Source organism: Psychrobacter sp. CoH-33_TS_01 (genome assembly GCF_058189395.1).
In genome coordinates this window covers 136,500-161,103 of the sequence record NZ_JBVGQI010000006.1, presented here as the reverse complement: position 1 = coordinate 161,103, position 24,604 = coordinate 136,500, and the positions used below count along the sequence as shown (strand labels likewise).

The 24,604-nt window shown below is 46.6% G+C and carries 20 protein-coding genes; 6 read left to right on the top strand and 14 right to left on the bottom strand.

From position 1 onward, the window contains the following. Positions 1–91 precede the first annotated feature (91 nt). The 7 genes from murG to ACZ2XM_RS10920 all read right to left on the bottom strand — a co-directional run bounded on the left by murG (position 92) and on the right by ACZ2XM_RS10920 (position 8,618). The gene (gene murG / locus ACZ2XM_RS10950) at positions 92–1,183 is read right to left on the bottom strand and encodes an undecaprenyldiphospho-muramoylpentapeptide beta-N-acetylglucosaminyltransferase (RefSeq protein ID WP_490588836.1); all 1,092 of its coding nucleotides are present in this window, start codon (positions 1,181–1,183) and stop codon (positions 92–94) included. Positions 1,184–1,561: 378 nt separating this feature from the next. Further along, the gene (locus ACZ2XM_RS10945; RefSeq protein WP_490588837.1) at positions 1,562–2,005 is read right to left on the bottom strand and encodes a DUF2147 domain-containing protein; all 444 of its coding nucleotides are present in this window, start codon (positions 2,003–2,005) and stop codon (positions 1,562–1,564) included. Positions 2,006–2,451: 446 nt separating this feature from the next. Then, a complete protein-coding gene (gene gshB, locus ACZ2XM_RS10940) occupies positions 2,452–3,417 on the bottom strand; it encodes a glutathione synthase (protein ID WP_490588838.1) in 966 nt (321 codons plus the stop codon). Positions 3,418–3,471: 54 nt separating this feature from the next. Next, on the bottom strand, positions 3,472–4,137 hold the full coding sequence (gene pyrE, locus ACZ2XM_RS10935) for an orotate phosphoribosyltransferase (RefSeq protein ID WP_490588839.1): 666 nt from the start codon (positions 4,135–4,137) through the stop codon (positions 3,472–3,474). A 154-nt stretch (positions 4,138–4,291) separates the two neighbouring features. Then, the gene (locus ACZ2XM_RS10930) at positions 4,292–5,245 is read right to left on the bottom strand and encodes a hypothetical protein (protein WP_490588840.1); all 954 of its coding nucleotides are present in this window, start codon (positions 5,243–5,245) and stop codon (positions 4,292–4,294) included. A gap of 375 nt (positions 5,246–5,620) precedes the next feature. Next, the gene (locus ACZ2XM_RS10925) at positions 5,621–6,469 is read right to left on the bottom strand and encodes an NAD-dependent epimerase/dehydratase family protein (RefSeq protein ID WP_490588841.1); all 849 of its coding nucleotides are present in this window, start codon (positions 6,467–6,469) and stop codon (positions 5,621–5,623) included. Positions 6,470–6,539: 70 nt separating this feature from the next. Beyond that, positions 6,540–8,618, bottom strand: a complete 2,079-nt coding sequence (locus ACZ2XM_RS10920; protein ID WP_490588842.1) for an Lnb N-terminal periplasmic domain-containing protein — start codon at positions 8,616–8,618, stop codon at positions 6,540–6,542. 185 nt (positions 8,619–8,803) lie between these two features. Between ACZ2XM_RS10920 and ampD the strand changes: the two genes are divergently transcribed. From ampD to ACZ2XM_RS10900, 4 genes are all read left to right on the top strand, one after another. Beyond that, positions 8,804–9,427 (top strand): 1,6-anhydro-N-acetylmuramyl-L-alanine amidase AmpD, encoded by a 624-nt coding sequence (gene ampD / locus ACZ2XM_RS10915; protein ID WP_490588843.1) that lies wholly within the window; start codon positions 8,804–8,806, stop codon positions 9,425–9,427. A gap of 32 nt (positions 9,428–9,459) precedes the next feature. Next, a complete protein-coding gene (locus tag ACZ2XM_RS10910) occupies positions 9,460–9,978 on the top strand; it encodes a hypothetical protein (protein ID WP_490588844.1) in 519 nt (172 codons plus the stop codon). Between the two features lie 102 nt (positions 9,979–10,080). Beyond that, positions 10,081–11,631, top strand: coding sequence for a murein biosynthesis integral membrane protein MurJ (murJ, locus tag ACZ2XM_RS10905; protein ID WP_490588845.1), 1,551 nt, complete (start codon positions 10,081–10,083; stop codon positions 11,629–11,631). Positions 11,632–11,645: 14 nt separating this feature from the next. Further along, positions 11,646–12,236: a hypothetical protein gene (locus ACZ2XM_RS10900; protein ID WP_490588846.1), complete on the top strand. Its 591-nt coding sequence runs from the start codon at positions 11,646–11,648 to the stop codon at positions 12,234–12,236. A gap of 180 nt (positions 12,237–12,416) precedes the next feature. Here the strand turns inward: ACZ2XM_RS10900 and ACZ2XM_RS10895 are convergent, their stop codons facing one another. Then, positions 12,417–12,956 carry a GNAT family N-acetyltransferase gene (locus ACZ2XM_RS10895; protein WP_490588847.1) on the bottom strand — a complete coding sequence of 180 codons (540 nt, stop codon included), beginning with the start codon at positions 12,954–12,956 and terminating at the stop codon, positions 12,417–12,419. Positions 12,957–13,133: 177 nt separating this feature from the next. Here ACZ2XM_RS10895 and ribF point away from each other — a divergent pair, with 177 nt between their 5' ends. Continuing rightward, positions 13,134–14,177 carry a riboflavin biosynthesis protein RibF gene (gene ribF, locus ACZ2XM_RS10890; RefSeq protein ID WP_490588848.1) on the top strand — a complete coding sequence of 348 codons (1,044 nt, stop codon included), beginning with the start codon at positions 13,134–13,136 and terminating at the stop codon, positions 14,175–14,177. 185 nt (positions 14,178–14,362) lie between these two features. On the opposite strand, the gene ACZ2XM_RS10885 is transcribed toward ribF, so the two are convergent. From ACZ2XM_RS10885 to ACZ2XM_RS10870, 4 genes are all read right to left on the bottom strand, one after another. Continuing rightward, the gene (locus ACZ2XM_RS10885; RefSeq protein WP_490588849.1) at positions 14,363–14,602 is read right to left on the bottom strand and encodes a DUF2789 family protein; all 240 of its coding nucleotides are present in this window, start codon (positions 14,600–14,602) and stop codon (positions 14,363–14,365) included. A gap of 329 nt (positions 14,603–14,931) precedes the next feature. Continuing rightward, the gene (locus ACZ2XM_RS10880) at positions 14,932–15,915 is read right to left on the bottom strand and encodes a malate dehydrogenase (RefSeq protein ID WP_490588850.1); all 984 of its coding nucleotides are present in this window, start codon (positions 15,913–15,915) and stop codon (positions 14,932–14,934) included. Between the two features lie 359 nt (positions 15,916–16,274). Further along, the gene (locus ACZ2XM_RS10875; protein WP_490588851.1) at positions 16,275–17,075 is read right to left on the bottom strand and encodes a T2 family ribonuclease; all 801 of its coding nucleotides are present in this window, start codon (positions 17,073–17,075) and stop codon (positions 16,275–16,277) included. 884 nt (positions 17,076–17,959) lie between these two features. Continuing rightward, a complete protein-coding gene (locus ACZ2XM_RS10870; protein WP_490588963.1) occupies positions 17,960–20,026 on the bottom strand; it encodes a lytic transglycosylase domain-containing protein in 2,067 nt (688 codons plus the stop codon). A gap of 771 nt (positions 20,027–20,797) precedes the next feature. On the opposite strand from ACZ2XM_RS10870, the gene miaB reads away from it, so the two are divergent. Next, positions 20,798–22,294 carry a tRNA (N6-isopentenyl adenosine(37)-C2)-methylthiotransferase MiaB gene (gene miaB, locus ACZ2XM_RS10865; protein ID WP_490588852.1) on the top strand — a complete coding sequence of 499 codons (1,497 nt, stop codon included), beginning with the start codon at positions 20,798–20,800 and terminating at the stop codon, positions 22,292–22,294. A 26-nt stretch (positions 22,295–22,320) separates the two neighbouring features. Here the strand turns inward: miaB and ACZ2XM_RS10860 are convergent, their stop codons facing one another. Both ACZ2XM_RS10860 and argE read right to left on the bottom strand, forming a co-directional pair. Next, positions 22,321–23,103, bottom strand: coding sequence for a LysE family translocator (locus ACZ2XM_RS10860; protein WP_490588853.1), 783 nt, complete (start codon positions 23,101–23,103; stop codon positions 22,321–22,323). 164 nt (positions 23,104–23,267) lie between these two features. Continuing rightward, the gene (gene argE, locus ACZ2XM_RS10855) at positions 23,268–24,509 is read right to left on the bottom strand and encodes an acetylornithine deacetylase (RefSeq protein ID WP_490588964.1); all 1,242 of its coding nucleotides are present in this window, start codon (positions 24,507–24,509) and stop codon (positions 23,268–23,270) included. Between the last annotated feature and the right edge of the window lie 95 nt (positions 24,510–24,604).

The following is a 24,604-nucleotide window of genomic DNA, read 5'->3' as shown; positions in this document are numbered from 1 at the left end:
GGGTCTCTCAAAGTGAATTAGCATGGAAATTAGAAGGGATAAAACTATAAATTACAGCAACTAAATAGCCGCCAATAAACGCGGTCATTGACTATTTAGCTAGGGTATTCCAAACGATATCAGCGACTTGCTGACTTGAACCACGATGCGCATGGGCATAGCCGCGCTCGGCCATTGCCAAACACTCGCTGCGGTTAAGCTTGGCCAAGGTGTCCGCCAGACCTTGCGCGGTCAACTCGCTTTGCGGCATTAAGATAGCGGCATCAATCTTCGTTAAAGTCTTGGCATTGGCCGTTTGATGGTCATCCACCGCATGGGGTAGCGGTACAAATATGGCCGCAATACCGACATTTTGAATCTCAGTCACCGTCAAAGCCCCTGCGCGGCAAACAATAACATCCGCCCAATTATAAGCGGCCGCCATATTGTCAATGAAGGGCGCCACTTTGACTTGATGCTGACTCGTATCTACTGCGTTATATGCTGCTTGCGTGGTCTGTTCATTATTACGACCACACTGGTGATGCACTTCTAGCGGCTGCTGAATCAGGGCTAACATTTTGGGAACCGTCTCATTGAGTACTTGCGCTCCCAACGAGCCCCCCACTACTAATAGCTTAAGAGGTGCCGTACTTTGGATGTCATAGCGCTCGGCAGGCGAAGCCACCCCTGTAATGGTGTTGCGCACCGGGTTACCCACGGTCTCTAATTTGGCCGTTTTTTGGCTATCACCAAAAGTATTTTCGAACGCCTGCAGCACCTTGTTAGACAGTTTGGCTAAATAGCGGTTGCTCATGCCAGCAATAGCATTTTGCTCGTGGATGACTAGCGGCGTGCCCGTCATACGCGCGGCGATACCACCCGGTGCTGAGACATAACCCCCAAAGCCGACCACCATATCTATCTGCTGACTGCGGATAATTTTTACGGCCGCCAAGGTCGCTGCTAGCAACGTCCCCGGTAGCTTGAGTAAGCGGCCAACACCTTTACCGCGTAAACCTTGCATATTAATAGCATGAAAAGTATAACCGGTCGGTTTGACCAAGTCATTCTCCATACCCCCAGGCGTGCCGAGCCAATGGATTTGGGCACCGCGGCTACTGAGCTCTTCAGCGACAGCTAAGGCGGGAAAGACGTGGCCGCCCGTCCCCGCTGCCATCATTAAAATTTGCGGTGCTTTCATACATATATCCTAGATTTAAAACAAGATTTTAAAGGTGTGGTGACGGTTAGCAAAGTTATTTTTAAAGAGATCATTTTGCGCAATAGTAGCTTTTAGACAACCGCTACTTTGAAGGCGCTATTTAAAAAAATTATAGCAAACGTTAAGTCGCAAAATAATAGCATAATCTTACCGTACAGGCGACGCTAGATAGTAGTGATAACACGTTCACCCCTAAGGAAAGACAAAATTGTTGTAACCGTAACACTCAGTTAATAAACAAAAAAACCAAGCCGCAAAATAAGCGACTTGGTTTTTGATACAGCATTTTGATTAGCTAAAGAGGTTTATAACACTAAAGCTCGCTAACTGGGTAAATCGGTCTGATAGCGTTGCCGACTATCTGCGTTTAAGGATGCGGGTTTTACCTAGTAGCGCCACGCCTTTATAGCCCCGCAGCTTTAGAGTATCGCCATTTAACTCGGCTTTACCTGAAAAGGTCATGCCAGTCTCTGGCTCAATCCCACTACCACCACTATATTTATTAGGGTTACTAGGGTCGACTTTCATACCCCACAGTACTGTAGCCCCTTTTAAGGGTTTATTTTCGAATTTACCTTTACAAGTATCACAGACTTTTTTACCCACTGCTCGAGGGTCTAAAACTTCTACAATTTTGGCAGACAACACCCCATTATTATCGACAAATTGCAGCACTGAGTCAGGCTGGTTTTTATCGTTGTAGGTGATCCATTTGGTATTGTGCAGCTGGTCGGCCGCACTAGCCGCCATGCCAATCGTTAAACCAGCGGTCAATAAGAGTGACTTTGCAAAAATATTCATAATACATCCTTGTATCTAATTAAAAGAATTGTCAGCCACTATAGCTTAGCTAAACCCTAAGCTGCCTTAATTATCAAACCAAAATTAGCCATCCAGAATTAACAATTTAAAATTAATAATAATGAGCCCAATTAAGGTTTTTAACCTAATCAACAACTTCGATGGAAGGCATAACTGACAGTTGTTGAGTTCATATTACAAGGATTTTACAAAAATTCAAGTTATGGTTACTACCTTAACGTATAAAATATTTGTTGTTATATTACCTATTTGTTGCTTATTTTAAACAAATGTCACTTTTTTATAGCGGGATATCGGTACAGAATTCAGAGGCAAAACCTAGGACAAGGTTAGAAAAAGACCACTAAAAAAGCCACCTGTCACGGTAGCTTTGATAATTTTAGCTAAATAGGTCGTACAACAGCACTAGTGTTAAATCGAAATGACTATAGCTTAAGCTTATTTTCAATAGCAATAATAAAGTCAGTAGCGATGTCCGTACCACATTGATCGTCGATCTCACGCACACACGTGGGACTGGTCACGTTAATCTCGGTAATACGCGCGCCAATCAGGTCTAAACCTACAAACATTAGGCCTTTTTCTTTGACGATAGGAGCGACTTTTAAGGCCACTTCGCGCTCAGCATCCGTCAAGGGCATAGCCACACCGCTACCGCCCGCCGCTAAATTACCACGGGTCTCTCCTTTCATCGGAATGCGCGCTAACGAGTAATCGACCACTTCGCCATCAACGATCAGCACGCGCTTATCTCCCGCAGAGATTTCAGGCAGATAACGCTGTGCCATAATAGGCAAAGTCTCAAGTTCGGTCAGCATCTCAAGGGTAGCACCAATATTCGGGCTGCCTTCTGTCAATCGGAAAATCCCGGTGCCCCCCATGCCATCTAACGGCTTAACGATGACATCTTGGTGCTCGGCGATGAATTTGCGAATATGGGCTTGTTTGCTGGTCACAATGGTGGGGCTCATATACTCACTAAACCAAGTCGCAAAGAGCTTTTCATTACAATCACGGATACTCTGTGGATCATTGACCACCAACACGCCAGCGGCCTTGGCATGGTCTAACATATAAGTCGCATAGACAAAGCGCATGTTAAACGGAGGGTCTTTACGCATTAAGATAACGTCATAATCCGTAATAGGCTGGGTAACGCTAGCCGCCAAGCTATAGAAATCTTTAGGGTCGCGGCGCACAGTAATCGCTTGCGCATCCACCATCAACTGTCCCTTATCCAACCATAAATCATGCTGCTGGCAGTAGCCTAGTGTATGACCGCGATCTGACGCTGACCACATCATCGCTAGGGTCGTGTCTTTTTTATAATTGACGTATTCGATCGGATCCATAATAACCAAGATGTTTAACGACTTAAGATCTGCACTCATAAAAGACTCTTGCAATCAGGTGGATGGGATAAAGGAAATTAGAATATTTTTCTATTAAACGCCGTATTGCTCACGGTAGTGACGCATCTTGGCCAATTGGGTCGCATCGCCGCTAGTCTCGATATAAGCAATCAAATCATCGATATCGACCAACGCTTTAACCGGTACGTCTAACTGAGCCGCCAGCTCTTGGATAGCAGATTGCTCTTGCAGGCCTTTTTCTTTACGGTCTAAGGCCACAATGACCCCAGCTACCGTAGCGCCCGCTCCTTGCAACAGCTCAATCACTTCGCGCATCGCAGTGCCAGCAGTGATGACATCGTCCAATACCCAGACTGCTTTGCCGCTGACATCCGTACCGACCAGATTGCCGCCTTCGCCGTGGGCTTTGACTTCTTTGCGGTTATAGCCCCATTTGGCATTGATGCCGTGGTTAATCCATAACGCTTGTGCAGTAGCGGCCACAAAAGGAATTCCCTTGTAAGCGGCGCCAAAGATAACCAACTCCTGCGGGCTATCCGTCAACTGTACTTGCTCGGCTAGCGCTTCGGCATAGCCATTGGCCAATAACGACAGCATCTCACCACTCGCCAGCAAGCCTGCATTAAAGAAGTAGGGGCTAATACGGCCAGACTTTAGCACAAATTCACCGAATTTTAGAACCTGATTGTCGAGGGCTAGACTGATAAATTGATGAGAAGAAAACAAAGCCGTTTGCATAGACTGTCCTATGATGAAGGGGAAATGAGTAGAATGAATTTGTGCGGTATTGTACGCAACTTTATGAATATTGACCAATACTTACTACGAGGCTGCGCCTGTCTCGCTGGCCCATGTATATATACTTATATATACAGTCATTCAGGCTGACTGACTAAGTCATCCAACCATTAATCGTATACTCGCTCATATTGGGATAGCGCGAGAGCAGCGAACAGCGCGATGATAAATTAAAATGGCAGTCACCCTCCTCGCTCACCTGTATCAACCAGCCTAAATAATGGGCCGCTACAATCACATGGCCAGGGAATAGACGAATCTGCCGATACTGCTGACGACGCAGCGGGACAATCTGCAATTGGCTTAGTAAATAACTGCGCAAATACTGACAGAGGTCAGCGGCACTATAGCTCGTATTAATAGTTTTACGAGTCTCGCACTGGCTGAGCGCATGTACGGCTACGCTACACGCAATAATATCGGTGCCTAGACTGCCCTCGCCACTATCGAAACGCTCGGGATAAAGTAACAGCTCCCAATCATCCGCATAATCCCCATTCAATAATTCGTCGGCATCATAACGGTGGCTGGATACGGCGCGCTCATTGGCGCTCGCCATACCATAACGCGTCAACAAGGGATAAGCTCGTAACGCCGCCTGAATATCCGCCATATCCAATAAAATCATATTGGCCAGCGACAGCAATAAAGGCTGCTCGCTATGGTTGTGATAGAAACTGGCGGGTAACTCCATTAAATGCGCTGCAGACATTAAGGCCAGATGCTCTGCTAAGGGCTCTGATTCAATCAAGGCCCATTTCGACAGTTTGGCGGCTATCTTGGCGCTATCTTTGCGAGGGATAGGAGCGGCCTGCTTATAAATTTGCCGCAACTGACGATTGCTGCTGGGCACCGGCTCCGGAATATCGGTTAGCGGCCGCGCAGGATCAATGGGAGTCTTGGCGGGGTCAAAGTTTGGGTGACGAATGGCGGGAGACTGCGGCAATTGCCGCGCCTTATTCAGCTCAGAGGCCGTGGCATCCTCGGCGGCACTATCGGCTACTACTGCAGGCTGTACTGAAGTGGCCGAGGTAGAGGACTGCGTCATGATATCTTTCCATTAAAATCAGCGATTAAGATTATTCATTAACATGAGCCATCAGTATTATCGAACTTTAAGCCGAACTTTATAAAGTCGCGGCAACTATACTGTTAGCTCCTTAACACTTTAGATAATACCATACGCTATCCTGAGATAACTGAGTGGCTTAGTGACAAAATCTGTCAGATTACTAAACGTAGCACTGCATTCTCGTCCCTAGGGATTGAGAACGGACCGCTCACTCTATTCTAGCTATTTTCTAACAGCGTTTATAATAGCGGCTGTTTTGTAATGGCGTCCACAGTCTCTGTACAGCGTAAGCAATGCCGTGAGCTACTTTTAAGCTGGCTGCTAAATAAAATGACTGCTATCAAACCATCTTTAAAGGTGTTGTAAAATATGCTGATAACCAGACTGCCAATCGGGGTAAGTTAGCCAAGCTAAGGGAATATTGCTGTGTAAACGCTTACCAGATACCGTCGTCGTATCGTCAATCTCAGGAATGGTGGTATCAAGTTTTTCACATAACCACTGCGCCATCTCATAAGAGGTCACAGGAGCATAATCGCTTGCTAAATAAACAGGCTGTACCTCTTCATCAGCGAGCGTTAATACGTTAGTAATAATCGTAATCAAATCGGTATCCATAATGCGATTGGTCCAAGCATATTTCGGCATAGAGGACTTCTCCGCTTCTTGCGCCTTACGGACGCGCATTAAACGCTCTTCTCCATAAATGCCACTAGGACGAATAATTACCGCTCTGTCACCATAGGTTTGCTGCAAGACTTGTTCGGCTTTGAGAATATAGACGGAAGCTCCGCGCTTTGGCATGATAGGTTGTACGCTAGCATCTATCCACTCACCATCATCTTGACCATAGACGCCTGTTGAAGAGATAAACACCACGCGCTTAAGTTTCGGTAAATCATCCGCTAAATCTGCAATATGCTGTGCAATGCCAAAATAAGTATTTTTATAAGCCTCAACATCATATTGATCAGGCGTAACGATAATGGCAATGTGCGTAAATTCGCTAATCTGCTCAGCCGTAAGCTTCAGGGCGTCCTCTTGCAAAAAGCCCACTTTATCGTCTAAGCGATAGTTGCTGCGCTCGCGGCGGGCAAGGCCGGTTACCTGCTGGTTTTGCTGCGCCAATTGATTGGTCACAGGATTGCCAATATCGCCTTGACCGATAACTAGAATGTTGGTTGGGTTGGCTGCTGTCATGCTATGTCCTTATTAGTATTATTAATAGTCGTTTTAATCATTCTGTCCTAGTGCTACTGCTCAGCCTATCCTAAAAATACTTCACATAAGCCAATTGCACATCATCTTTATCGCGCACTCTATCTTGAAATTCGTAGTTGCCTTGCAAACGTATGGCTTGGTTGCGGTCAATATCGTATTGCACGCCTAGAGTAGCGATGGGTTGCCAATAATGACCCGTGCCACGCTCGCCAGTATTCGCATCTACATCAATATCGCCATGATACCAGTAAGGCACCTGTACTTCAGCCTGAGCGCGCAACTTGGGCGAGACTTGATAACGACACCCGAGATTGGCTCCCACCCCGACCCGCCAGCCATTGTTAACTCCTTTACCCACTTGGGTCATCCCCGTGCCGAGCGCATAGCACAGTTGTGACGGTTGTTGTACGGAACCCGCTTTAGCCCCGCTAAAACCTACCGACACCCCTTGCTCATAAGCAGCATTCGCCACCAAATGGTCGCCACCAGCGGGCTCTGAACCATCATTTACCCGAGTAGCGCCTAGATTAAGCCCCCAAGTCTTGCCGGTCTTCGCACTGTTAATCGGATTAAAAGAACGACCACGAATCAAGGTTAAATCTTGTAGCACGACACTTTTTTGATTAGGGCGATAGCTATCGTTGTCATCGTTATCGTAGACGCGAAAAGACAGAGCTGCGCCCTCTAAAGCAAAATTCTCTGGATAGCCATCTGGGCGGTCTAATAAATCATGAAACCCAGCTCGGAAGCCTAAAGTTAAATAACCCAAGTCATTACGGCTGCCGACCCCGACCATAGCCCGTTGCAGCAGATGAGCGTCATTAGGATTATTATTAGCAGGCAGTACAGGCGTAGTCAGGAGCTTATTGTCCTTACTAATTATACTTTCCGGTAAGTTTAATAAAGTGGACTGCGCAGCTGTAGTGCCTGTATCCATGCTTGTGTCCGTATTATTACTGGTCGCTACAGTCGCCATGTCATTACTAGCTTGTGCAGCTAGCGCATTTATTTTAGCTTGGCGTAAGCTGTCATCAGCAGGCAAATAAGTTTGCTCAGTAATCAGAGCTTCATCGGTTAATAGTCGCACCACATCTGAGGGCACCACCACATAAGGCAGTTGACTGAGCAGACTGCCCTCAGGACGCACTATATCGATATAACGGAGGATTTCTGAGGCGCAGTTATCAGTCGTAAAATAATACGGCAGCCCCAAGTCTTTAGTTTCCCAAACGTGGCGCATAATCTGCTGAATCTCAGCCTGGGTCAGCTGTAAGGGGTACTGCCAAACATCACGCTCATCCCCTTGTAAGTAATAGGCTAGCTTTTCAGGATAAGGATCGATAGTGATGTCATTAGGATATAGACCGGTCATAGATTTGACGGCATAGAGGGCAAAGTTATCATCGGGGTTGCCCGCAACCGTATCATTCAGCGCATGCGCGTGGTCGATAGCACTAGGGTCAGCGAGACTCTTGGTAGAGTCAATCAACATGAGCGTATGACCAAAAGCGGATAACGGATTGTCCAAGTACTCTTCGGCAAATATCACGGACAACCGCTGCGGGTCTAATTTGGCCATCCAAGCATCAAACTCGCCACAATCAATAGCGGCCAGCTCGGCATCAGGAATAGCAAGCTGTTGTTGCAACCAATGGATACGCGCTGGAAAGCGGCATAGGACCGCCTGATTTTGGCTTTGCTCAGCGGCTGAGAGGTGGTTCGTCGTCATCATTTTTAACAAGGCCAAGAGCTCAGCTTCTGGGTCGGTACGCCCCGCCGGACTGACAAAAAACTCAGCATTTTTGACAGGGCTAGTATTGGCTTTAGCGTTTTTCGTCTGACCCGGCTTGCTGTCTTTAAGATAGAGCAGGCGGCGCCAAGTGGTTTGTTCTGCTAAGTTTAATGCGAGCGCCTGTTGGCGGTACTGCTGGTAAGGGGTCGCCGATTCAGTGGCAACAATGCTAACCGCCGGTGAGCTAACCGACGTTTCTACAGCCTCTGTTGCCTGAGTAGCGGCTGCCATAACGGTGCTACTGGCAAGCGTCATTAGCGCAAGACCTGCCATTTTCGCTACAGACATAGGAGTTAACAGCACATAATCGGTCGACAGCACGGGCGAGAGTCGCATAATATCCTCAGCAGCATCACAGCAGGTTATAGAATCAGGGTAATGGGTATGGCTATTATAGTAGCCCCTGTCAGTAGCGACCATGCCACAATTGTAGTCCGCACCGATAAAATCATGCCGCCCCCTTGCATCCCTTTGCAAACTCGCCTAGGCTATGATTTTCAGTTATTTATCGTCTTCATATTATGCCGACTACTGCTCCCACGACTGCCCAACCTGCTGCCCAACCTGCTGCTGACTTTACTATTGCTGCCGGTCGCTTAACCCCTGCCAATTGGGTCGCCTCCCCCAACTTTAATCCCCGTCCCGATAACACGGCAATTAATGCCATTGTTATTCATAATATTAGCTTGCCGCCCGACGAGTTTGCGCAGCACGATGCTAAAGGCAACCATTATGTCGAAGCTTTATTTACCAATACCTTAGACTGGGACGCCCACCCCTACTTTAAAACCATCGAAAGTATGGAAGTGTCCGCGCATCTCTTTATTCAGCGCGATGGCCGGGTCACTCAGTTTGTGAATTTTGCTGAACGGGCTTGGCATGCGGGCCGCTCGAGCTATTTAGCGCAACCAGAATGCAACGATTATAGTATTGGCATTGAGCTGGAAGGCTCAGACTTTCAAGCCTTTACCGAGGCGCAATATGCCGCCTTGGCGCCGGTCATCGCCGCTATTTATCAAGCCTACCCACAGACCCGCCGGCACCTAACCGGGCACAGCGACATTGCTCCAGGCCGAAAAACCGATCCTGGGCCTTTTTTTGATTGGGCAAAATTACGCGAAATGGTGGCAAATTTAATAGCTTAGTTTATTTTTTATAGCTTAATATTTGGATAATCATGAATTGGATAGATATAGTTGATTCTGCAGTTAAAATTGGGCTAGGCGCACTCATTTCAGGTATTACTGCTCTTGTGTTGACTTCAACTCAACATCGTAATTCGCTCGAAAAATCTAAAGTGGACCGTGAGTTTGAAATGCTGAAAGAGGTTGCCGAAAAAATAGAAGCTTTTAATCAAGTATCTCTGAAATATTGGGCACTTTCTACTGATTGGCGCAGACGATGGGCAGAAGATAATACAGTTGTCCAAACTAAAATGTTAAAGGATTCTTATCTCGACCTATTTAATAGTTTTAGTGAACTTACTAAAGCTGAATCTTTATTATTGTTATTCGTACATGAAAATGCCCAACTTAAACTAAGAGAATATGGTGAAGTGGTCATCGATTTTTACAAGACCGTTAAATCTACAGATATTACTTTTGATAGTGATGATTCGGTCAAATATAGAGAATCTATTGTTCTCAAGCGCTCAGAAATTTTTTCAATATTACATAACATTTATAAAACTATTTAGACCTAATATCGTCCAATCTCATTCCATCGTAAATTCATGTTGCGGTAAACAGATAATGCTATAATCCGACCCATTTAGAATGGTTAAAGGCATTGATTCTCCATGGCAAAAAGTAAACTGTTCCGCTCCACCATGGTCGTCAGCTCAATGACGATGATGTCACGTATTTTAGGTCTAGTACGCGATATGGTGCTTATGAGCGTTTTTGGCGCCGGCGGTCTCATGGATGCCTTCTTGGTCGCCTTCAAGATTCCCAACTTTTTGCGCAGACTGTTCGCCGAAGGGGCTTTTAGCCAAGCCTTTGTCCCCGTCCTTTCTGAATATAAAGAGCGCTTTACTATTCAAGAAGTGCAGATTCTCATTAGCCGTACCTCAGGTGCTTTGCTAATGATTTTGTCGGCACTTACCGTGGTGGTTATTCTCGCCGCGCCTTGGGTAATTACCTTATTTGCCCCTGGTTTCGCGGATAGCCCTGATAAGTTTGGCACCGCCAGCGACTTATTGCGACTGACCTTCCCTTACTTACTATTTATCTCCATGACCGCATTTGCCGGTAGTGTCTTGCAAAGTTATGGTCGCTTTGCCGCCCCTGCCTTTGCGCCAGTCCTTCTCAACCTGTGTATGATTGGGGCCGCGCTTATTTTTGCCCCTATGTTCTCTAAACCTATTATGGCATTAGGCTATGCCGTCGCCATCGCAGGTTTGCTACAGTTCCTGATTCAGCTGCCACAGTTATGGCAACAAAAACTGCTGGTCGCTCCTAAGGTAGACTTTCAACACGAAGGGGTACGCCGTATCCTCAAGTTGATGCTGCCGGCCATTTTTGGGGTGTCGGTCACTCAGATCAACCTATTGCTTAACACTGTCTTTGCCTCACTCATGATAGGCGGCTCCGTATCTTGGCTATATGCTGCCGAGCGCCTAAGTGAGTTGCCATTAGGACTAATCGGGGTCGCTATCGGTACGGTTATCTTACCGAGCTTATCGGCCAGTGAAGCCAAAAAAGACGACGTCACTTTCCGTAAGACTTTAGACTGGGCATCACGACTGATTATTATGGTGGGCTTGCCGTCCTCTGTGGCGTTGTTTGTGTTGTCTGATGTGTTGATGCAGTCGCTGTTTATGCGCGGTGAGTTTTTAATGCGTGATGCTGAAATGAGTGGCTTAGCGCTGCGCAGTATGTCCGGCGGTATCTTAGGCTTTATGCTAATTAAAATCTTTGCCCCAGCTTTCTTTGCCCGCCAAGATACTAGAACGCCCGTGAAAATTGGTATTATTGCCGTCATTGCTAACATGGTGTTTAGTGTTATCTTTATCGGTATCTTCTACTTCTTTAAATTGCCGCTACATGGTGGCCTGGCCCTCGCTACGACAGGCGCCTCGTTCGTCAACGCGGGTTTGCTGTACTACTTCTTGCATAAGCGCGATTTATTCCGTTTTGGTCCGCATTGGAAAAAGCTATTTGCGCAGTTTGGCTTTGCCAGCGCCGTTATGGTCGCCGCTTTATACGCCATGTTGCCTTACTACCCGGTCGAGTCAGCCCAGTGGCAACGCATTGGTGCCGTAGGCATTATTTGTGTGGTAGGCGCTATGGTCTATGGCATCGTATTATTGGCGACTGGCTTCCGACCACGTCAATTAAAACATGGTTAATTAAGGAACAAAATATGACATTTTTCGTGAAAGCTCTACCGCTAGGTGCCGCATTGGCCGCTGTACTTTTAATCTCAGGGTGCGATAAAAAAGAAGCTGCTGTGGACGAAACGCCTGTTACTAATAGTGACTCTGCTACAGAAAACAGTACTGCAACAGAAGCTAATACGGTTGTAGTTGATAAAGAGACTGCCGCTAGTGACAAACAAGCGACTGAGTCTAATGGCGCAGTGCTGCCGACTACAGCAGGTGCAGAGGCCAGTGCAGGCACCCAAGCTCAGCCTAGCTTGATGAGTAATCCTGTCGAGCCGAATACGCCGGAAGCTACGGTAAAAGCCGCCATCGATACCTTGTATTACGGTGACGCTAAAGAAGCGGCCAGTTATTACTATGTCGACATGAAAGACTTCGCAGACGAGCTGGCAAAGACCCAGTATGCTTTTCAGCAAACGGTCACAGGCGTTACCATTACTAAGACGACATATAGTGACGATAAAACTCAGGCGAATGTCTTGGGTGAAATTAGACTAAAAGGGCAAACCGAACCGGCCCCTCTAGCTTATACCTTGCAGAAGATGGATGGTAAATGGAAGATATTAGGGTAATTAATGGCTTTAAAGCCACCTAACCTATCTGTTAGTTAGGAGTCCTAGTTACTTACACATTCAGTTAAAACACTTCTTGAAACCTCCCTTTTAAGGGGAGGTTTTTAATGCCTGATGTTTTTTTAATGCCTGATGTTTAATAAATGATGTTTAATAACTAGCCCTTTAGGCCACGCAAAATCAGTGATTAGCTGGGTGCACCGCTTTACCTAGCATCACTACATCCGCTATAAACCCTTCCATATCGCAGACTTGCGGCATCCGTCCCCACTCGCTAAAGCCTAATTGGGCAAATAGCGCTAGGCTTGCCATATTATGGCCAAAGACTAATGCGACGACATTATTGATGCCCAGCTGTGGAGCTTGAGTTAACATCCAGGTGGCGAGACGTTTGGCGAGACCTTGGCGCTGATATTCTGTAGCGACATAGATACTGATTTCACTGCTAATATGATAGGCGGGCCGATCGTATATATTGCTAAAACTGCCCCAAGCCATAAGGGCCCCTGCCTCATTTTTAACCACATAAATGGGACGTTTACTATCGCCAGCATGGGCGTCAAACCACTTTTGCCGCATCGCCACCGTAACGGGTCTAAGATCTGCCGTAGCGACTTTGCTATCGATACTCTGATTATAGATTTGTACAATAGCTAGCAAGTCGCTAGGGGCCGCTAAAGACACGTGCTGACCCGCGGATAACTCAACCAATATAGCCATAGAAATGCCCGTTACCTTGTTCGTTAATAGCGTAAATAATCCGTCCAATATAGCCCAACATAATCTTCACGGTAATTGTGCAAAGCTACAGCGTATTTTACTTTATAATGATATCCTTAAACATACTCTCCTCTCTTAACTCTCTGTTTTTCTTATTGAGCTGTGCCTACTTTGCTTATGAACACCTATTATCTTGATGATCTATTGCAGACCCAGTCTGACGCGACTACGCCTGCCCCCCTTTTGCCTGCCAGTGTGCTCACGATTGGTAATTTTGATGGTGTCCATCGTGGCCATCAAGCCATGCTGAGCGAGACCTTAGCGCAGGCACAGCAGCAAGGCCTTGGCAGTGCGGTTATGATATTTGAGCCACAGCCTAGAGAGTATTTTGCGGCCTTAAAAGGCGAGCCGATGGCTGTCCCTGCTCGCTTGACGAGCCTGGCAGAAAAGCAATCCTTGCTTGCCCATTACGGCGTAGACACCCTTATCGTCGCCAGTTTTGACGATGCCTTCCGCTCACTATCCGCTACTGAATTTGCCGATATTTTAGCGCAGACGCTCAGTGTCAAAGCCCTTGTGTTAGGCGATGACTTCCGTTTTGGCCATGACCGTACCGGCGATAGTGAGTTTTTACGGCACTATGGTTTACCGGTCACGACCTTAGATACGGTCACCGACAATACGCTATTAGCCGACCGTATCAGCTCTACGCGCATTCGCCAATTATTAGCGGCAGGAAAACTAGAGACAGCCAACCAATTGTTAGACCGCGATTACACTATGACCGGGGCGGTCGTACCCGGTGATCAAATTGGTCGTACGCTGGCTTTCCCTACGGCCAATATCAGCTTAAACCGTTTAAAGCCCGCATTGCATGGGGTGTTTGGCGTCGATGTCGTTATGCTCGATGACCAAGGTAATGTCGATGCGAAGGGTTGGAAAAAGGCCACTGAAGGTAAGCACAAAGGTATCCCTGGTCTGCGCCCTAACAGTCTATTTGGTACTGCTAATATCGGCACGCGGCCTTCAGTAGATAAGCCCGCTGACTGGCGGTTAGAAGTCTATTTCCCAGATTTTAAAGGCGATTTATACGGTAAAACTTTGCAGGTGCGGTTCTTGCATTATCTGCACGCGGAACGTAAGTATGATGGTCTTGATGCTTTGAAAGTCGGTATTAATCAAGATGTGGTGGATTTGCGTGATTGGCGGACTAAGCAGTAGAGCTACTTGTTAAACAGAGCCGCTGGTTAAATAGTACTGCTGATTAAATACAGCCGCTTGTCAGCCTATAGATTTCAGATAGTTTATACCTAAAAACTTAGACCTAAAAAAACCTGCTAATTAGCAGGTTTTTTATTGAACTGTACTTAATAAAAAATGACTTAAGAATCAAAATATTCTTAGAATTAGGCAGTCGGGTGCAGACGAACGTTAAGCTCATCAATGATTTCTACCCAAGCAGCGTCCTGCTTCCACTCTTCTTGTAGGAACATACGCTGTTTTTCAGACCAAATAGTAGACTCAGTTAGCTTTTCTTCTTTAGCCAATTGGTTATTTTCGATAAAAGTCTCAATAGCCTCATCCGAGCTGTCTAGTCCCAATTGAGCAAACAAATTGTTCATGGTGTATTCGTTTTCACCTAACATACAGATACTCCTAAAATTAATATAATAATGACTCTACTACTGAGCTTATATGGTTTTGCTTTATTTAACTCAAACCAGCGTGAGTTTGTTTTAATGACTTATTAACTATAGCAAACTGCTATAAAAATGCTGTTATTCATCGTAACGGGTCGTAGTTTCTGCGTATCTAAATTTACCTTTAGCTAGGTCTTTTTTTATACGAGCCTGCTTTTATATAAAAATTAACCTAAAAAAAGTCCCCTATACGCAATGTATAGAGGACTTCTTTATTACCCTAAAAGCTCAATAGCTTTCAGCATAACTGTCTTTAAGCACAATTGGCTTTAAGCTTATGGTAGTAGGTGTGCTACGCCATCACGCTCTTCAGTCAATTCTTGCTCAGTAGCGGCCATTTTCTCTTTAGAGAAATCAGATGAAGTGTCTACGCCTTCAACGATTGACCAGTCGCCATTGCTGCAAGTACAAGGGAATGAGTAGATTAGGCCTTCAGTGATACCGTACTCACCGTTTGAATAAACGCCCATTGATACCCAATCGTTCTCATCAGTACCTAGTGCCCAAGTACGCATGTGCGCGATAGCAGCGTTGGCAGCTGAAGCGGCAGAAGAAGCGCCACGAGCTTGGATGATAGCTGCGCCACGTTTTTGTACGCTTGGGATATAGCTGTTTTCGTACCAATCACGGTCCACCAAATCAAGAGCAGGTTTACCTTCAACAGTAGCTGCAGTCAGGTCAGGGTACTGAGTTGATGAGTGGTTGCCCCAGATGATCATTTTCTTCACATCATTAACGGTAGTTTTGGTCTCTTCAGCCAACTGTGCCATAGCACGGTTGTGGTCCAGACGGGTCATAGCCGTAAAGTTGCGTGGGTCTAAATCAGGCGCATTACGCTGAGCGATTAAAGCGTTAGTGTTTGCAGGGTTACCTACAACCAATACTTTTACGTCACGGCTAGCGACAGAGTTTAGCGCTTTACCTTGCACTGAGAAGATCGCAGCGTTTGCTTCTAGTAGGTCTTTACGCTCCATACCAGGGCCACGAGGACGCGCGCCTACTAATAAGGCATAGTCAACATCTTTAAAAGCAACTTCTGCATCATCAGTCTGTACAATGCCGGCTAGCAATGGAAAAGCACAGTCTTCAAGCTCCATGACCACACCTTTTAGTGCATCTAGTGCTGGTGTAATCTCGAGTAATTGTAAGATAACAGGCTGATCGTTACCTAACATTTCGCCTGCAGCGATGCGAAATAACATGGCATAACTAATATTACCAGCAGCACCAGTGACGGCAACTCGAATTGGCTGTTTCATATAACTCTCCGATTTAATTAATATAGATTATGATGACGACGGATTGCGACTGTTCATGGCGAACATACGGCTCGTGTCATGAGGGCAGGCCGACCCTATAGTAAATTAGGTCGTTATAAAAGGGAATAATAAGCAAGATAACAAAGTTGGCTACCCGTATTGGCCACCTGTTATTTTGTGCTCTATATAAAGTCACTAATAACTTATATCGGTGAAAATCACTTAAGATAGCAATGGACTGGGACAGCGGCAGAGACTAATGTCACCCGCTCGGCTTGGTCACCTTTCTTATTTTTCGAGAGGTAGTGTATCACCTAGTTTGCGCAAGCGTCTAGGTAGAATTTCAAGGTTATCTTAGCTTATTTGCCGCCTGAAATGATAAAGTTGCTGCCACAGTTATCCACTACAGAGGGACAACGGCCAAAGCTATTGCCTTGATAGCAAATATGAATCTCAGTGAGGACAGACTGACGGCGACTGGCATCTTGGCAGATTAGGTCTACCCCAGCGGCGCTCATACCTGGATTTAAGCGGAGTAATTGGCTTAAGAATCTTGATTTCGAGACCGTATAACTGTTGCCTGTATTCAACTCACGTGGTAGCTTTAATTCACTCGCATGGCTAACAATTTGCCGGAAATAGAAACTTGAACGCAGCGGACTACAGGCCCCATAACGACGCCATGCTTGATCGCGGACGGTAGCATCGGGCATCACTTTATTAACGACGCGCAATTGTAGCGGGGTCAAATCTGCTCTGCCGCCCCGACCACAGCTATCGCCATAACCTAAATCCAGACCCGAAACTGTCAGCGAGTAACCCTCTAAACATTGACGCATCTTTGCTCGCGTCGGATAGATGCTACACAAGGCAGGCGCCATCTCAATCATTAAGATACGCTGGCCCACTTTAGCATTGCCCGCAGCATAGGCGGGAGTCAGCGCAATACTGCCCACTAGTAAAGTGAGCATTACTATAGCTTTAATCATAAAGCTAGGCATCCCTTGACCCCCAGCTGTAGTCGATGAGTGTCGCGCAGATAAGGCGCTATTTTTTGCAGACTCACGACTCGCAAGGCGGAGTAGAAAAGACTTGAGAGTGGCTGCATAAGCCTGATGGTACGATACCAAAGAGTTATCATTAAGTTCGCTCACACTCACAGAAACATCCTACTGGCTAGCAATTTTAGTAACTAAAATATAGTGAATAAAAGAAGAGAGGCTCAATTTATACAGTGTTAATTATATAGTGCTTATTGGGTCTATTATTAAGCGGTTTAACGGGTCTATTCTCAACAATATTTATCTTTACTTGCTGATTGACTGCTGCTGATTTATTACTAAAGAACAAAGCTTTGTTTATTATCTAGCTACCATCACCTACTTGCATCGCCTACGTTGGTTTAGCAATGATCTGTGTTTATTGAGCTAATACTAACGATTATCGACCCTGAAAATGCTAATAAAATCATTAATTATCAATTATTTATAAATTAATTAACGACTACTGCACGACTATTTTCAGCGAATGCTTACAACTTTTTTATTCAGATAAGCTGTCTATACTCTTAATAGCTCGTAACTAAGGTATACAAAGCCTTAACTATCAGTATTATTGAGGATTTACATTTTAAATACCATATGCGAAACGTACATTTCACGTAAATTAGGTATTTCTTTAGCAATTAGCTGGCTAGGCTTTAAATTTTCTTAGACCCTTATTTATTGATAGTAATGAAAAATAAAGGTCTGCTATAGCGCTTTTTTATGCGCTAGCTGCCCTACTAATGGTCGCTACAGGCCCTCCTATTTAAAGAGGGTAAATCACCAGTCACTAATACAAATTTTCTGGCTAAAAGTCATTATATGAGGCGGGCGCAATTTTATACCGGTGACTCTAGGGCAGATACTGATTGCACTAACGATATTAAGACCTCTTACCGGGCCACGCCGCTATCGTTAGCACAAAAAAAACGACACCCTTAGGTGCCGTTTTCAATAAGACGCTGCTGGACTGCTTTTGATGGAGTGCTAAAAGCCGACGCTTAATAGCCTGCGGGCACTGTGCCCATACGCTGAGTAATAGACTGCGGCTGACCTAACAGGCTGCTGTAAATCGTAGCGTTTTCCATGACATTTTTGACATAGTCGCGGGTCTCAGGATAAGCAATCGATTCCACATACTGGTCGGCAGCTAGACTACCGTACACCGGCTGCCAACGTTTGGCTTTGTTGGGTCCTGCGTTATAGCCGGCGGTCGCTAGCACGGGTTGGCCGCCCAGTTTTGATTGGATATCACCCATATACCAAGTGCCATAGCGGATATTGGTATCACCGCTATTGGCCCGGTCTGAGCTGTAAGACTCACCAAGATTACGCGCGATATACTTGGCGGTATCCGGCATGATCTGCATCAGACCACTAGCGCCCACGTGCGAGCGTGCTGAGGTCACAAAGCGGCTTTCTTGACGCATAATGCCATAAGCCCAGGCGGGATCAATACCGGCTGAGCGGCTATACTGCACCACTGAGCTTTGATGCGGCATCGGGTGTGAGAGTCCATAGCTGACGGCATTGCTAGAGTTATCAATCGCATAGATTGCACGGTCTAGCCAGCCTATATCATGAGCTTGCTTTGCAGCCGCAATGATAAGCGCATCATCACGATTGTCACGGGCTTTTTTCACCGCCCAGTTCCACTCACGGTTAGAATAGGCACTGCTAGCTGGTGAGTTATAAAGGGCAAAAGCTCGAGCGAAATGCGGGTCTTTCATTACGCGGGCTTGGTCATAACTGCTCACGTTAGGTAGCGCTGACCCACCTAAACTGCGGGCATCAAAACGTTGACCGACTTTGTCTTTGGCTAGGAAACCATAGTAATTGTTCTTATTGGCTAAGCGCTGGTAGATTTGCTTGGCTATGCCTCGTTTGCTGGCATCACTGCCCTGCTCATAGGCACGTGCCAACCAGTACTGCCAGACGTCTTCTTTTTGTACCTGCGCATCCATACTACTGATGGCTTCAACCACATCATTCCACTCACTAAAGCGAATGGCAGCGACTGCATAATCGCGAGCTTCTTGGAAGTTAAAGGTCTCGCCTACACTCTTGCGAAACCAATCTACTGCCTCACTATTAAAGCCATCGTCCGTGTTATGACCCATACGCTCTACCCCGAGAATACGATAGGCGAAACGACGGGTCTCATCCGATAATAAATGACTGCTACGCTGATTGTCTTGATTAATATCGTAGTCGAGCTGCATGGCGGCTTCACGATAAGACTTATTCGCTAGGCGGCCTATAGCATAGAGGTAAAGGTATTGATTGGCCTCGCTATACGGTTGGCTAGTGAAGCGGGTCATAAATTGGGTGGGGCTAAGTTGAATCTCACTCAAGGCAGAATAAGCAATCGGCGTGCCAAGACGGCTCGACAACGCCATGATATCGCCCGTCCTACCCGCTCGCAGCATCCGCTTTAAGCGCTCTTTACGATCTTGATTGGTAATGAGCGGGTTGTGCGCTAAAGCCAACGCCAATTGATTACAAAGTTCCGGCTGCTTTAAGGTAGTGAGCCAAACATCAGGCTTTTCTGCCAAGGCACGCATCACATCGCTACCATGGGTAAAGCCCAAAGCTACTGCACAGCGCTCGCTGCGATCCCCATTAGTGACCATGTTCGCCACTTGTCGTACCGCTGCATAATCACCTGAAGAAGCCTTAGCCTCGGCATAGTCCGCTACCAGTTTCTCTGCCATCACCGACTCTGGATACTGACGAGCAAACTGCAGAATGGTGGCTGGGCTCTGACTATTTAAGTCACCACTTAAGCGCCAATACGCAGGGTACATAGCGAATAAACCGCCATTCATCATCTGTTCGTAATTATAGAGCGCCCCAGTATCGCGGCGGTCCGCAGCAGCAGCAGCTTCCATGAAATAGTCAATGCTAGTATCGCTTTGATAAGCGCCGACTTGATAGCTGCTGGGTTCGGCACACGCGACCTGTGCTATACCAAGCGCCCCCATCGTGCCGACTACGCTGGCGGTACTCAATCGTAGCGTACGCGAGCTCAGCCAATTGCTGGATAACAGCTTATCTTTTAGCTGCATTTGGGCAGCGTTTTTTTGCAGCGAAGAAACTAAGTTACGGCGTATAAATCTCACTAGAGAACCTTTTCTTATTAATAATGAATAATAGATGTACTACTTTACGGTTTGGCAAATTCTAGCCAGTCTCACTTTGATAGCTTTCATTGCGATAGCCTTTATTCCAATGGCCTTTATCGCTCTAATTACCGTTAGTAGCTGCTTTAGATTGTAGCAAATAAGCGTAGAATGATTGGCCTTTATCCGCGCCTAGACTTCTCAAAGCGCTACAAATGCCAATTTACTTTGTAACAGCATCATACTATACCCCCGATAATCGGCCTAGTGCCCTTACCATTTCTTAATTTTCTGCAGGGTGGGAGCAACACGTTACGCGGCTGCAAAACTATAAAAGGCCGCCATCAAGCTTTATGGCTCAGATGCTTATTACTCAGATACAGTTTGCTGAGTAGCGCCGCAAAAGTAGCGAATTGCACAGGCATAGAATCTCACGGGATGACTATGATAAAATAGAGGGTTATAACGATATTGCTAAGCCATGTTATGGTCACTAGCGGTTAGATTACTCTCCCTAGCCGCTCGGTACAAATAACCGATAGTCTTGAGACATTTGCACCTTGCTATCGTGCTGATAACTGCAATATCCCTCCTATTTTATAAGTTTAGCGCCTGTTCCTAGATGATAAAAGCCCCTTAGTTTCGGTCATCTGCCTTAGGGTATTGACCGCATTAAGTGGCTAAATTTATAGCCTGCCGCCAACGACTGGATCGCTCATGACCGTTACTATATTTACGCCTGAACCCACAGATACTGCACAAGCCACTGCGGATAAGACGCCCCTGGCCCACTCGCTATTGACGGCTAGCCAGCCTACTTTAGCGGCGGGCGACGGTGAAGTACGCCGCAAAAAAGTCTTTATCGCCACCCAAGGCTGTCAGATGAATGTCTATGACTCGCAAAAGATGGGCGATGTCTTGGGCGACTCGCACGATATGGAAGTGACCACCAACATTGATGAAGCCGATGTGTTGTTGATGAATACCTGCTCTATCCGCGAAAAAGCGCAAGAGAAAGTATTTTCAGAATTGGGCCGCTGGCGCAAGCTAAAAGAGAAAAATCCAGAGTTAGTAATTGGGGTGGGCGGCTGCGTAGCGTCGCAAGAAGGCGATAATATCCAAAAGCGCGCGCCTTACGTCGATATGGTATTTGGACCACAAACGCTGCACCGTCTACCAGAATTGTACGACCAGTCAGCGACTCAGCAGCATATCTCACCGAAAAATCGTATCGGTATCGTTGACGTCTCCTTCCCTAGCATTGAGAAGTTCGACTTTTTGCCTGAGCCCAAAGTAGAAGGCTACCGTGCCTTTGTCTCGATTATGGAAGGTTGCTCAAAATATTGCTCGTTCTGTGTCGTCCCTTATACTCGCGGTGAAGAGTTATCACGGCCGCTAGATGATGTGTTGGCTGAAATTGACAGCTTAGCGGAGCAAGGTGTGCGCGAAATCAATCTATTGGGTCAAAACGTGAATGGCTATCGCGGTGAAAAAGACGATGGCAGTATTTGCCGTTTTGCCGAGCTGCTGCATTATGTCTCACACATTGATGGCGTTGAGCGTATCCGCTACACCACCAGCCATCCGCTTGAGTTTACGGATGATATTATCGATGCCTACGCTAAGTTACCCAAGTTGGCTTCGCATCTGCATTTGCCGGTACAAAGTGGCTCCAACCGTATCCTTGCTGCGATGAAACGCAACCATACCATTGATGTCTATATTAACCAAATTGATAAACTTAAAGCCGTGCGTCCCGATATTCACTTATCGAGTGACTTTATCATTGGTTTCCCAGGTGAGACCGACGAGGACTTTAATGACACGCTACAATTGGCGAAAGATTTAAACTTCGACCATTCTTACAGCTTTATCTACTCTAAACGTCCGGGTACACCAGCGTCAGAGCTGCCCGATGATGTTAGCTTAAAGACTAAGAAACAGCGTCTAGCCACTTTCCAAAAAGTGATTATTGACTCAACCTTGCAAAAGACCCATGAGATGATTGGCACCACCCAGCGGGTGCTGGCTGAAGAAGTAGCCAATCGCTATCCTGACCATCTTATTGGCACGGCAGACAATACCCGCTCGGTATTGTTTGCGGTCCCTAGCGAGGAAATGGAAACTATGAAAGGTAAAATCGTCAACGTGCGCATTACGGACTATATTAGCCCGCATATGGTCAAAGGCGAATTGGTCGAAGTGGTTGGCTAGCAAAACCAAAGTCAAAAAATACTGGGTTAAAGACTGGTCGCCACTTCCCCAATCAGCGCCACAGCGATAATTAAGAAGATAATGCCGCAAATGCGATTTAGCCAAAGTAGCCGTGAGCCACTACCGAGCCAATTGGCTAATTTCGTACCGCCAACGGTATAAATCATTTGCCAAGTAGTCTCGCTAACAAACAGCGCTAAGGTCAATAAAACGTACTGCGGTACGAGTGGTATATTGAAATCAATAAACTTTGGGAAGAAAGCGGCAAAGAATAAAATCGCTTTTGGATTAGATAGTGACACCCATACGCCTTGGCGAAATCTTTGCCAAGGCGTTTTTATGGCCAAGGCAAAAGTAGCGGTATTGCTGCCAAGAGACGGTGTTGCCATACCTGCTAGGGCCGGCTCGCCTGCGGGATGCACCGCATAGCTAGCACTAGCCCCATAGCCATCATCATCGTGATGAGTGGCTTGCACTTTACCTTTATTAGGCTTAGCAGAAGCTTGTTTAAACTCAGCCGTATCATCGGCATGGCGCCAAGAATGCACCCCCAAGTAGGCTAAATAGAGCGCGCCTACCACTTTTACTACCGTCAATAGCCAAGGCATCTGCTTACTGATAACATCTATCCCTAGCAGTACCGATAACAACAGTATTAACAGACCAAAACTCAGCCCAGCCAACACCCATAGCGTCTGCCGTACCCCATAATTAAGCCCTTGCTGAAAGGCTAACAACATATTAGGACCTGGGGTCGCAGAGATAAGAAAAGTACTAAAAAAGAAGAGTAGAAAGTTAGATAAGCTCACAAGGTGCTGCCTTTATCAGGACGGTTATTTAAAAGATAGGGTAAGTAGAAAAAACAAAAAAACGAACCAAGCCCATGACCAAAGTCACTGGCTTATTTCGTTTTAATTGGCTGATTTTCTATTAGCTCAGCCAGGCATGGTGTAACGGGTTAGCTCGTCTAAACTTAGATTTCGACAGGCTCGCCTGCGCTACTCAGGCTTAGCAAGAGCTTATGTAAAAACGCATCGCATTGGCTCAATTGCTCAAGCGCGACAAACTCATCCGCTTTGTGGGCCTGCTCAATACTGCCGGGGCCACAGATAATCGTAGGAATACCGGCTTGGGTAAACTGTCCACCTTCAGTCGCATAGGCCACTTTGGTAACTTCTTTTTCTGCGACCAATCCGGTGACTAGTGCTTGCAGTGCGGCACTGTCGCTATCGGTCATGGCTGGTACGTTTTCTTCGCGCAGTAGCTCGATACCGGTATTAGGGTCTACCGCTTGCATCCGTGCTTCTAACTGAGCAATTTTTGTCTCAATCGGCGCTAAGATATCGGCATGAGTCATGTGGGGTAGATTGCGATAATCAAAAGTAAATTCGCATAGGTTGGGCACGATATTGGTGGCCGTGCCACCGTGGATAGTGCCTACCGATAAGGTAGAAAAAGGGATATCAAACAAAGCATCACAATCGTCACGCTCGCTTAATTGCTGGGCTAAATCATCTACATAGTTGATCAAGCGACTGGCATAACTAATGGCATTTACCCCTTGCGGAGTCAATGACGAATGCGCGGATTTACCATGCACACGGCAGCGATAGACCGAAATACCTTTATGCGCGCTAACCACTTGCATGAGGGTGGGCTCACCCACAATGCAGTAATCTGGGTTGATACCCCGCGCAGCTACATCTGCCAGCAGCAGCGGTGCGCCCAAACAGCCGACCTCTTCATCAAAAGACAAGGCAATATGCAGCGGACGCGCCAGCTCACCGGCGGTAGACTTAGCGACGGCTAACGGCAGCACCGTCAAGGCACAAGCAATAAAGCCTTTCATATCACAAGCACCGCGACCGTAGAGCTTATCGCCGCGTATCTCAGCAGTAAAGGGATGAGACGACCACTCTTGTCCATCGACGGGCACTACATCGGTATGACCGGACAACACAATACCGCCAGACTGCTGCGCTTGCTCTTTGCCAGCCGGCACCGTGACAAATAAGTTGGCTTTACTCGCATCTTCGCTAAAGGTCAGGTAAGGCGTAAGCCCCAATTGCTGACAATAGGCCTCGACATCTTGAATCAGCGCTAAATTAGAATAGCGGCTTACCGTATCGTAACCAATCAGGCGGTTGAGCCAATCGATACTCGTCACAGGGTACTTAGACTTAGCTGCAGCGCCTACCCCATCATAGGCCGTCATTGACTGGTCACCATGACTCGCCGTTGCAGACTCAGTACGGGTCACATTGCTGTTGGCTACTGTGTTAGCGCTCATTAGATACTCCTACTACTGCT

Bases quoted from the DNA above. Each gene is read 5' to 3' on its own strand.
- murG (WP_490588836.1), bottom strand. From the start codon at position 1,183: ATGAAAGCACCGCAAATTTTAATGATGGCAGCGGGGACGGGCGGCCAC.
- ACZ2XM_RS10945 (WP_490588837.1), bottom strand. From the start codon at position 2,005: ATGAATATTTTTGCAAAGTCACTCTTATTGACCGCTGGTTTAACGATT.
- gshB (WP_490588838.1), bottom strand. From the start codon at position 3,417: ATGAGTGCAGATCTTAAGTCGTTAAACATCTTGGTTATTATGGATCCG.
- pyrE (WP_490588839.1), bottom strand. From the start codon at position 4,137: ATGCAAACGGCTTTGTTTTCTTCTCATCAATTTATCAGTCTAGCCCTC.
- ACZ2XM_RS10930 (WP_490588840.1), bottom strand. From the start codon at position 5,245: ATGACGCAGTCCTCTACCTCGGCCACTTCAGTACAGCCTGCAGTAGTA.
- ACZ2XM_RS10925 (WP_490588841.1), bottom strand. From the start codon at position 6,469: ATGACAGCAGCCAACCCAACCAACATTCTAGTTATCGGTCAAGGCGAT.
- ACZ2XM_RS10920 (WP_490588842.1), bottom strand. From the start codon at position 8,618: ATGCGACTCTCGCCCGTGCTGTCGACCGATTATGTGCTGTTAACTCCT.
- ampD (WP_490588843.1), top strand. From the start codon at position 8,804: ATGCCGACTACTGCTCCCACGACTGCCCAACCTGCTGCCCAACCTGCT.
- ACZ2XM_RS10910 (WP_490588844.1), top strand. From the start codon at position 9,460: ATGAATTGGATAGATATAGTTGATTCTGCAGTTAAAATTGGGCTAGGC.
- murJ (WP_490588845.1), top strand. From the start codon at position 10,081: ATGGCAAAAAGTAAACTGTTCCGCTCCACCATGGTCGTCAGCTCAATG.
- ACZ2XM_RS10900 (WP_490588846.1), top strand. From the start codon at position 11,646: ATGACATTTTTCGTGAAAGCTCTACCGCTAGGTGCCGCATTGGCCGCT.
- ACZ2XM_RS10895 (WP_490588847.1), bottom strand. From the start codon at position 12,956: ATGGCTATATTGGTTGAGTTATCCGCGGGTCAGCACGTGTCTTTAGCG.
- ribF (WP_490588848.1), top strand. From the start codon at position 13,134: ATGAACACCTATTATCTTGATGATCTATTGCAGACCCAGTCTGACGCG.
- ACZ2XM_RS10885 (WP_490588849.1), bottom strand. From the start codon at position 14,602: ATGTTAGGTGAAAACGAATACACCATGAACAATTTGTTTGCTCAATTG.
- ACZ2XM_RS10880 (WP_490588850.1), bottom strand. From the start codon at position 15,915: ATGAAACAGCCAATTCGAGTTGCCGTCACTGGTGCTGCTGGTAATATT.
- ACZ2XM_RS10870 (WP_490588963.1), bottom strand. From the start codon at position 20,026: ATGCAGCTAAAAGATAAGCTGTTATCCAGCAATTGGCTGAGCTCGCGT.
- miaB (WP_490588852.1), top strand. From the start codon at position 20,798: ATGACCGTTACTATATTTACGCCTGAACCCACAGATACTGCACAAGCC.
- argE (WP_490588964.1), bottom strand. From the start codon at position 24,509: ATGACGGCCTATGATGGGGTAGGCGCTGCAGCTAAGTCTAAGTACCCT.